At 64.2% G+C, this 9,062-nt stretch carries 9 protein-coding genes; 5 read left to right on the top strand and 4 right to left on the bottom strand.

Annotated elements, in window-relative coordinates; all coding sequences use genetic code 11:
- Positions 1-122 (top strand): transposase (locus tag ACGLHR_RS38045; RefSeq protein WP_400100562.1); only part of this gene is annotated, 122 nt, incomplete at its 5' end.
- Positions 123-274: 152 nt separating this feature from the next.
- Here ACGLHR_RS38045 and ACGLHR_RS38040 read toward each other — a convergent pair.
- The 4 genes from ACGLHR_RS38040 to ACGLHR_RS38025 form a co-directional block, all read right to left on the bottom strand.
- Positions 275-712 (bottom strand): polymer-forming cytoskeletal protein, encoded by a 438-nt coding sequence (locus tag ACGLHR_RS38040; protein ID WP_400100559.1) that lies wholly within the window; start codon positions 710-712, stop codon positions 275-277.
- Between the two features lie 7 nt (positions 713-719).
- Entirely contained in the window at positions 720-1,358 is a 639-nt protein-coding gene (locus ACGLHR_RS38035; RefSeq protein WP_400100557.1) for a hypothetical protein, read from the bottom strand.
- Between the two features lie 42 nt (positions 1,359-1,400).
- Complete coding sequence (locus tag ACGLHR_RS38030; protein ID WP_400100555.1) at positions 1,401-2,000, bottom strand: hypothetical protein; 600 nt, start codon at positions 1,998-2,000, stop codon at positions 1,401-1,403.
- Between the two features lie 877 nt (positions 2,001-2,877).
- The gene (locus ACGLHR_RS38025; RefSeq protein WP_400100564.1) at positions 2,878-3,060 is read right to left on the bottom strand and encodes a hypothetical protein; all 183 of its coding nucleotides are present in this window, start codon (positions 3,058-3,060) and stop codon (positions 2,878-2,880) included.
- Between ACGLHR_RS38025 and ACGLHR_RS38020 the strand changes: the two genes are divergently transcribed.
- The 4 genes from ACGLHR_RS38020 (at position 2,983) to ACGLHR_RS38005 (ending at position 8,791) form a co-directional block, all read left to right on the top strand.
- The gene (locus tag ACGLHR_RS38020) at positions 2,983-4,221 is read left to right on the top strand and encodes a hypothetical protein (protein WP_400100560.1); all 1,239 of its coding nucleotides are present in this window, start codon (positions 2,983-2,985) and stop codon (positions 4,219-4,221) included. The genes ACGLHR_RS38025 and ACGLHR_RS38020 overlap by 78 nt on opposite strands.
- A 144-nt stretch (positions 4,222-4,365) precedes the next feature.
- Positions 4,366-5,802, top strand: a complete 1,437-nt coding sequence (locus tag ACGLHR_RS38015; RefSeq protein WP_400100554.1) for a metallophosphatase family protein — start codon at positions 4,366-4,368, stop codon at positions 5,800-5,802.
- A 161-nt stretch (positions 5,803-5,963) separates the two neighbouring features.
- Complete coding sequence (locus ACGLHR_RS38010) at positions 5,964-6,482, top strand: hypothetical protein (protein ID WP_400100552.1); 519 nt, start codon at positions 5,964-5,966, stop codon at positions 6,480-6,482.
- Positions 6,470-8,791, top strand: a complete 2,322-nt coding sequence (locus tag ACGLHR_RS38005; protein WP_400100550.1) for an SMC family ATPase — start codon at positions 6,470-6,472, stop codon at positions 8,789-8,791. Before ACGLHR_RS38010 ends, ACGLHR_RS38005 begins: the two co-directional genes overlap by 13 nt.
- Positions 8,792-9,062 lie beyond the last annotated feature (271 nt).

The raw sequence follows: 9,062 nt of genomic DNA, 5'->3' as shown, positions 1-9,062 counted from the left end.
TCCATCCGTGGCTCAAGCGGCGGGGCGTGCTTTGGTCCCCGTCCTACTTCGCGGCGTCGTGCGGCGGGGCTCCACTGAATATCCTGCGCCAGTACATTGAGCAGCAGCAGACCCCTCACTAACCCCCAAATTCCCGGCTTACCCCGGACTGAACTCCGGGGCTTGCACCGGTGCCTTGGTCACCGAAGACAATTAGGCCCGGCTTGACCGGGCTCTCTAAACTAAGGCTCATAAGAGATAGTGAATCATGCGCGTTTCCACCTATAGGGTGGACTCATGTGCTCGGGGTCCCCGCCGTGTTCGCTTCGACAGGCTCGGCGGGATCGGCCGGACTCGCGGGGACTGCCTCCCGCGTAAAGACGTGCGCGTCGCACCCGGCGCCGATGGCGGCAACACGTGAGATGCGGCTCTCCAGGTTCGCATTCAGGCCAAGCCGGATTGTGCCGGCGTAGAAGATCTCGCCCTTGACGCGGCCATTGATCAGCAGCGTGCTGCGAGCGGCAACGTCGCCCTCCACGATGCCGTCCACGATCACATGATCGCCTTCAACCTTGCCGCGCACGACACCGCCGCTGCCGACATGGAGCAGTCCGGCGGACGAGGAGAGGTTGCCGTCGATCAGGCCGAGGCAGGTGATGCCGTGGTCCGCGGCCACGTCTCCGTGGATGCTCATTCCGCGATTGAGCACGCTAAAGGTGGGAGTGTCTTTCATAGTCGGCTCAGAACAGCTTTATCTCGGATGCGGCGTTTGCGCGATGCGTAGGGGGGGACTGGGGCGCAGCATTCGCCAGTGCTGGGGCCGGCTCGACCCTGCGCACGACCGGTGGGGTCGCCCGAGCCACCGGAGCCTGGCTTGGCTGCGGTCGGGACGCCGGCGCAGGAACTGGCGCGGGCGGCTGTGCGACTTGCTGCACCAGTTCCGCGCCCTTGGCCGGGACTTCGACAGGTTGGGCGGCGCCGTAGGCGGCCCGGTTCATCGGTGCGGTATCAGTCGTTGCGGGACTGGACGCGGCAGCGATGGCTACTACCGGCGCTTGACCAAGTTCCGGCGCGCCCAGCGTGCCCTCTGCCTTGACGGGTGCCGCGGTCTCAGGCCTTGCTGCATCGGTTGTCCGCCCATGCTGCCAGTTGGCGATGGACATACCGAGGGCACCGGCCGCCACGATGCCGACCACGATGCTGGCAATTTGGCGGGTGTTGCCGGCGCGGCCGGCCCACCGCCGAGTCGCACTCGCGGCGGCAAAGGCGGGCGGGGGCAACAGCCGGCCGGCGGGATGATGGGACGTGGTTTGCGCCTCAATGGTGAGCGCGGCGTGCGCGAACTGCTCGTGCAGGCGCTGGATGTCTCGAATGTCCACGGTGCTCCTTGGGGGTCGGAAGGGAGGGAATGGGAAGGGGGCTCAGGCGGGAAGGCGGCTGCCGTCGTCGGCAAATCGGTCGTTGTCCGGAATGCAGAGGGTGTGAATCGTATTGATGCGCCGGCCTGCGATATCGAGCTGTGTATCGCGTTCTGTGCCAGAAATGGAGCGCCCGATGTGCGCGAACAGCGTGGCCGAGGCGAGCTTGTCGTACTGGCCCAGCAGGCGTAGCAGTCGCCCCGCGAGGGCATTGGGAACTTCCAAGACGACGGATTCGTAGCCGATCGAAAACTCAAGTTGATTCTTCGACGCGAGCCAATCGTTCACGCGACTGAACCAGACCTCAGCCTCTCGGAAGGCCTCATCGAGCGCCTTGACCTTGCCGCCTCGCGCGACCGAGCATTTGGACGCGCAAAAATTATAGTCATCGTGCAGGAAACGGCGCGTAAAGACAGAGGAGAAAGACACCTCAACCTTCGTCGTGGTCTCGGGCACGATGCGCGAGATGCGGTCCTCGCTGATTAGCCGCGTGATGGGCTTGAGGCCGGTGTCCGGTGCGGGGCCATCCGTGGCAGCGGCGTGCGGCGCGCTGGATGGGGGTTCAGGTGGGTTGGCAGGGAATTCCCCTGGCTGCTCGGCCATGTCCATACTCGTGAGTCTCTCTCGGGGGAGATTTTCGGTCAGGACAGGGTGCAGGTGCGCTGCGTAAGGTATGCGATTTTCGCGAGGTTACGCGCTTTGTACGAGGGCACATTCGGTGCATAATGCTCTCACTTCTCGCGTCTCCGACGCATCGACCTGACTCCACAGCGAGTCCATTGCATTTCTCAAGTCGTGCCTTAGCGCATGCGCCGACCGGTTGGCTACCGGTGTGGACATTCCATTGTGATGAGCAACTTCGCCGTTTGCTCCCCATCCATCATCCGTAATACGCGTCCAGTATCAGTGCTGCTTCGGCATGCGCTGTGGACACCGTTCGAGCTCGGGACCATGTGGCGTCTCTCTCTCTTGGCCCCTCCTGGGCAGAACGGCCGTCGTAGGCTGATCCGTGACCCCTGCGGAGAACCTTGTGTTCTAAATGGGTTGAAGTGCAGCGTGACCTTGCTGCACGAGGACGACTTTACGTCCTCACATAGAGCCTGCGCATTCGCGCATCGCTCCCTGTTCGCCACGCCCCCGGAAGGGGCGTGGCGACGGGTTTTCCTGCGAACAAGCTCGCTTCCGCCATGTCGGAGCGGGCTTTTTTTGTTTGTAGGAACCTCGAACAGGAGCTAACCATGCACTCTGCTGTCGATCTGAACTCCGAGATTCGTGCCGCCATTGCGAGCACGCTAGCCCGTCGACGGCCCGACTACGTCGGACAACCGAACGCGTGGCGCAATTTGTGTGAAGCGGCCCACGTGGCCGGTCTAGCGGAACCCGCCCGAGCGGCGTTCCTTTCCCAAGTAACGACCCAGCGCGGGGCCGACATAGCCCTGCGCCTTCGGGAGCATGCTGCGTCCATCCGCGTCGCCGTCGTTCAATTTCTTGAACGCAGGAGCAACGCATCATGCAACGTGCCATTGGCTACACCGACTTCAGCCATCCCCGCAGTCTCATAGAAGAACGGCCCCAGCGGCCACCCATCATTGGCAAGATCCGCCCGGGCATCAAGGTCCTCACCAAGAGGGCCAAGGAAAACGAGCAAGCGGTCAAGATCCACGACACCATGCTCGCTCAGGGCGACTCGTTCGAAGCGATCGGCGAAGAGATCGAGCGCAAGACGAAGATCCGGAACGCACTGGTGCCCAAGAACACCGCCTGGTTCACCTGCCGCGGTTCGGACTTCACCAATCCGGCCACCGCCGACGAGATCCTCCAGAAGTACGGTGAGGATCGTGGCGATGGCCTGAAGCTGTGGCGTTTCCCGGTCATCTTCGCCTTCGACGACTGGCTGGCCAACATGCCCAACCAGCTGAAGGTCTGGGGCGCACGAGGCCTGCAGTACTTCTCCGAGTACGGCGCCGACGGCAAGCGGCATTGCAAGATGTACGCCGCGCCGGAAGTGGATGAACGCGCCCAGCGTGCCAGACGCCTGTTTGGCGGACGCACGGTCATCTTGCGCCAGGACGACGCCATTCCCGATGGCGTGTGCGATCCGCACCAGTGCCCGCAGTACCAGGGCCGACATTGCAACCTCTCCGCCAGTCTGTATTTTTGCGTCCCGGAGATAAAGGGCCTCGGCCTGATCGAGTTGCCGACCACTTCCATCTATGTGTTGCAGAAGGCGTACGCCGCGATGCACACGGTGGCGATGGCGCGTGGCGGCCGGCTCGCAGGCATGCACTTCTGGCTTTCGAAGAAGGCGGTCGACATTACCCGCATTGGTGAGGATGGCCTGCCGATTCGGCAAGAGCAGATGCTCACCATGCTGGATGCTGAAATCGATCTGGGCGCGCTGCTGGATAGCGCGGATCAGATGGCACCGGCACTGGACGCGGCAAGCAAGTCGGTCGCGTTGCTGGAAGGCGCAATGCCCGCAGCTGATGCGCCTTCCATGGCGCCGCTCGTCGACATCTCAGGCGCAATGCCACTGGAGCCTGAACGGACTCCCACGCCCGCGTCGACACCGGAGCCGACCGCGGCCGATCCCGAGGACCGAGAGAGCATCCTCGCCGACCTCGCCGCCCGCCTTGGTATGTCGGCAGGGCAGGAGCGCATGGATCTGCTGACCTTTGCCCGGATCGAGTACGGTCAGGGCTGGACGAAGCGGCCTAAGGACGTTGACAGCATGATTGGCGAGATGCAAACCGCGCTGGCCAACCCACTGGCCTTCCGTGAGCAGGTGCGCTCCCGCGTCCGGGAAGCCACACAGCCTGTCTGACGATGGAATAGGTGAACGGCGTGCAACGCGTCGTTCACCTCATTTTCCACTTCTGCCCCATTTTCTTTCACCTGTGGCCCAGCCGGGCCACATTCTTTTCCCCGCGCGCCAAATCGGCGCACCATTCCTTTGGAGAATCACATCATGGTCGACGCGAGTGAGAGCCTGCTGCTGGCTCACTTTTCTGATTTACATTACTCGACCGGCAATCTGGCCGAGGCGGATCGCTGCTTCGGCTTTGCCGTCGAACACGCGATCGCGGCCGGAAGTCAGGTCGCCGTCGTCTCCGGCGATTCGACCGATCATCGCCTGGACGCCCACACGCCGGCGCTGCGCGTGCTGGCAGAGCGCATCCGCCAGCTTTCCGAGCATATGGCGATTGTGATGCTTCAGGGCACCTTTTCCCACGAGCCGCCCGGCACGCTGGATCTGTTCCGCCTCGTTGGCAGTCGTCACCCCGTCTACATCGCTGACCGTATCCACCAGGTCGCCCTGCGGGACGGCGGGTTCACCGCTTCGGACGGTGCGCTCTTCACTCCCATCGAGATTGAGGCGTTGCTTGCTGACGGTACCCCGGAGGTGGTCTTCACCTGTGTGCCCACGGTCAACAAGGCCATGCTCGCTGCCGCAGTCGGCGCAAAGGAGGCTGCGACCGCAGTCGGCGACCATCTGGCCGCCTACCTGCACGCCGCTGGCTGCGTGAACCGCACGCTGCGTGCTCGCGGCATCCGCACGATGGGCATCTCGCACGGCACCGTCAACGGCTGCCAGACCGAGCACGGTGTACCGATGGCCGGATTCGATCACGAATTCACCATCGGGGCGCTGTTTGATGCGGAATGCGACGGCTTTATGCTCGGTCACATCCACCGCGCCCAGCAATGGGATCGCGAGGGCCGCCTGGTGGCGTATCCGGGTTCGATCGGGCGCTTCCACTATGGGGAAATCGGTGACAAGACCTACCTGCAATGGCGCGTCGCGCCGGGGCAGGCCGAAACCACGCGCATTGTGACGCCCGCTCGCGAGACACTCTGCATTGACTTCGACGGCCCGCCAGACATGGTGGAGTTGGCTCGCGTCGCCGCCGAGGCGTCAGACAAGTTCGTGCGCATCCGCTGGGTCGTCGACGAAGAGCACCGCCAGGTGGTCGATCGGGACGCCATCGGCGCCTTGTTCCTCAAGGCGACCGAGGTGAAGCTGGAAGGTCGGGTATTGCCTGCCGTGCGTAGCCGAGCCGAAGGCATCAGCCGCGCCGCCAGCCTGTCGGAGAAGGTCACGCGATGGGGGGAATTGACCCATGTCGATACCAACCCGTTGCTGGATCGTCTGTCGATGCTAGAGCACGCGGACTCGCAGGCCATCGCGGACCTGGTGCTGCAGCAACTGGAAAGCGCAGGCAAGCCATCGGTGGTCGCGGCTCCCGCCGCGCCGTCGATGCAGATGCCGACGCCATCGGAGCCCGTTACGGCAGTCATGCCGGAACCGATCGAGGTTCCTGTCCCCATTGCGAGGCAACCCAGCGCGCCGCCTGCGGCGATGGACTGGTTCAGCGACGACCTGTTTGCGGAAGCCGCCGCCTAACCCTTGAACGTGGCCAAAGCCATGTTCCGAGAGCCCTCCGGGGCTGTCGAAACATCGTTTTACCCCGCGTCCTTCGGACGCATCGACCGTTGTTCCATCTCATTGAACCCTGACGGGTGCTTCCCGTCCGGGAATGCACTCCGTCTCCCTTGGAGTGCATCATGATGCTTTACCCTGCTGGCCCGGACTGGGCCCACACGTTTGAAACCGCACTAGCCGCATCTACACTGGCCTCTCGCCTTGCCGACGCGCACGGCTTCACCCGCAGCACCCTGTTCCAGCCGTTCGGCGCAGGGCGCGGCACGGTGATCGCCAAGCGCGACCATCTGTTGGTCCTCGCGGTACACGCCGCGGACGGCCAGCACTGGTACGAGGTGACACCGTCGCTGGAGATGCAGAACCTGCTCTGGTCGTTCTCGCATGGCTATGCCAGCCAGTGGAGCGCGCTGGAACTCAGGGCGCTCTGTGGCTGCACCGCTTGGCCGGAGGTGATCGCGCTGGCCCGTCAGCAGTTCGCCGCCGCCGTGCGCTCCCTGGAGCGTGCGTTGTCGGGCCTGCCCGAGCGGGATGCCGCCGCGGTGGCCCGAGACATGCCGTTCTACGACGGCGATGTGATGGAGCTACCTGCCGATTACCTGACTTCCATGACCGCTGCGGAGGTGTCCGAATGCGCCCGCTGAAACTCACCTTGACCGGGTTCCACGGAGTCCGGGACGGCATGAAGCGCGACAGCGTGACGCTCGACCTCGCGAACCTGCCCACTGGGCTGATCGCGCTGGTCGGCCCTAATGGCGCCGGCAAGACCACGCTGATGGACAACCTGCACCCGTATCCGCTCATGCCGAGCCACGCCTCGAAAATGTCCGCGGATGCGTTCTCATATTGGGATCACCTCTGTGGCACCCGTGGCGAGAAGGATCTGGAATGGGAGCACGCCGGCACGCAGTACCGTTCGGCGTTCGCGTTCCGTAATCCCGGCAAGAGCCGCAAGGCCGAGTACTACCTGTTCCAGAAGGGCGCCAACGGCGACTGGATACCACTGCAACTGCCCGACGGCACGCTGTCGGACGGTAAGGCGGATACCTACAACCGCTGCATCGAGGCGGTGTTAGGCTCGCCCGAAGCGTTCTTCACCAGCGTGTTTTCGGCGCAGAACCGGCGCCCGATCGCCAGCTACCAGGCCGGCGAGATTAAGAAGCTGCTTGCCGAATTGCTGGGCATCGATCACCTGCGCGATCTGTCGGCCAAGGCCGGCGAGGTTGCAAAGGGGCTGGGCCGGCATCTGGACACCCTGCAGCGCGACCAGGTCGGCTTGTCCGCTCAACGTGAGCGGGCGGGCCAGTTGGCTCGGGACATTGGTCTAACCGACGAGGCCTTGATCGGGGCGCGGCGTGACCGCGATGCGAAGGCTGCCGATGGCGCGAAGCTCCTGCAGGAGCGAGCGACACTGGCGGCCAAGCAAAGCGCAAGCGCGGCTACCGAAGCGCGTCTGCGCGAACTCAGGCAACGGGAAACCGAACTGGGAGCGCGCCGGCGGCAGTTGGATGCTGACCAGCGTGTTGCGGCCACCCGCGCCGCCACGCGGCGCCGGGAGTTGGAGCAGCTGATCGCCGGCCGCAAGCTGATGCTGGCCGAAGGTCCAGCCATCCTCGCGGCCGCCGAGCAGCGCGACGCCTTGCAAATGATCATCGGCCAGAAGCAGGGCGAGTTTGCCACGCTACAGCAGGCGGTCAGCCGCTTGGAGGCACAGCAGGCGCAGCACGCCGCGCTGACGACCGAGCTGCTGGGACTGGAAGCGCGCGGAAGGTCCGCCGCCCAGTTCGCCACCTCGTTGAAAGGCCAGGCCGATGTCATTGAGACGGTGCCATGCCGGGCTGATCCCATGCACAGCACCTGCCCGTTGCTCGCGCAGGCGCGTGAAGCCAAAGGCAAGCTGGCCGAGCAGGTCATCCTCGTGAAGGATCTGCGGGCCAGCTACCAGGCGAAGCAGCAGGCGATGAAGCCGATGGCGGAAGCCCTGGGTGAGTTACCCGCCCAACGCGCCGCCCTGGCGGCCTTGCAGACGGCACTGGCACGCGATCAGCAGGAGTTGCAACGGCTGACCGCCCTCGCGGCCAAGAGACCGATGTTGGATGTGGCGCAGGAAGGGTTGGCGCAGGCACAACGCGACGTATCCGCTCTGACTGACGAGGAAGCCAGCAGCACGGCCCGGTACGACCGGGACGTTGCCGAAGCCGAGACGCAGTTGTCGGTGGTGCAGCGCGAGTTGTCCGGGCTGGCAACTGAGGACGTGACCGGCCTCATCGCCGCCTTGGACACCCGCTTGCGACAGAGCCGCGAGGCAGTGGTTGCGCTGGTTGCCCGGATTGAGGCATTGATTCGCCAGCAAACCGGCCTTGCGACCGAGCGCGAGCGTTTGGAGTTGGTGCTGTCCGGCCAGCCCGCGGTACAGGGCAAGGCGGATCGGCTCTCCGACGAAATCGCGCAGTGGAAGCTGCTGGCGAAGGCGCTCGGCAACGACGGCGTGATCGCGCTGTCCATCGACGACGCCGGTCCGGCGCTCACGCGGATCGTCAACGACCTGTTGCTCGCCTGCTATGGAGCGCGATTCACTATCGCGATTCAGACGCAGACGACGCTGGCCAATGGCGAGAAGCGTGAGGGCTTCGAGATCGAGGTGAATGACGCCGACCGGGACAGCGTGAAGAACTTCGCTTTGCTGTCAGGCGGGCAGAAGATCTGGATCAATGAGTGTTTGACCCGTGGTATTGCGCTCTACCGGGCGCAGGACTCGGGTCAGCCCTTCCAGACGCTATTCACAGATGAGGCCGACGGCCCGCTCGACCCGGAGCGCAAACGCGCCTTCATGCAAATGAAGCGCGAGGTGCTCCGTCAGGGCGGCTATGAGCGGGAATTCTTCATTTCCCACACGCCTGAGTCGGTTGATGAGGCCGACGCAGTGATCGACTTGGTGGCTCTCGCCGCCTAGCTTTTGTCTTTAACCCGATGGGGCACGCCCCATCGGCGCTGCCCTGTCCCCGTACAGGGCGGCCCATGAAACTCGTGAAATATCTCTTCCTGCTTTACCTCGTCCTGCGCGTGCTGGCCGCTTGTGACCATCACACGCGGCCGGCAAGCAAGGAGCCGATCCGACGACCTGTGGTCTATGCCATTGGCAGTCCCATCGTTGCGGCCGCACTCGGCTGGCCCCTGAGCGCACCCCGCGTAGCTGGTCATGCAACACTCGAGACTGGTCGCCA

It is taken from the genome of Cupriavidus sp. CuC1, from assembly GCF_044627735.1.
Lineage (GTDB): Bacteria > Pseudomonadota > Gammaproteobacteria > Burkholderiales > Burkholderiaceae > Cupriavidus > Cupriavidus ulmosensis.
Note: the sequence above shows the minus strand (reverse complement) of the source record. Positions and strands in the feature narration are given on the sequence as shown.

Excerpts from the sequence above, each read along its gene's own strand:
- ACGLHR_RS38010 (WP_400100552.1), top strand. The coding sequence starts at position 5,964 with ATGATGCTTTACCCTGCTGGCCCGGACTGGGCCCACACGTTTGAAACC.
- ACGLHR_RS38030 (WP_400100555.1), bottom strand. The coding sequence starts at position 2,000 with ATGGCCGAGCAGCCAGGGGAATTCCCTGCCAACCCACCTGAACCCCCA.
- ACGLHR_RS38005 (WP_400100550.1), top strand. The coding sequence starts at position 6,470 with ATGCGCCCGCTGAAACTCACCTTGACCGGGTTCCACGGAGTCCGGGAC.
- ACGLHR_RS38040 (WP_400100559.1), bottom strand. The coding sequence starts at position 712 with ATGAAAGACACTCCCACCTTTAGCGTGCTCAATCGCGGAATGAGCATC.
- ACGLHR_RS38015 (WP_400100554.1), top strand. The coding sequence starts at position 4,366 with ATGGTCGACGCGAGTGAGAGCCTGCTGCTGGCTCACTTTTCTGATTTA.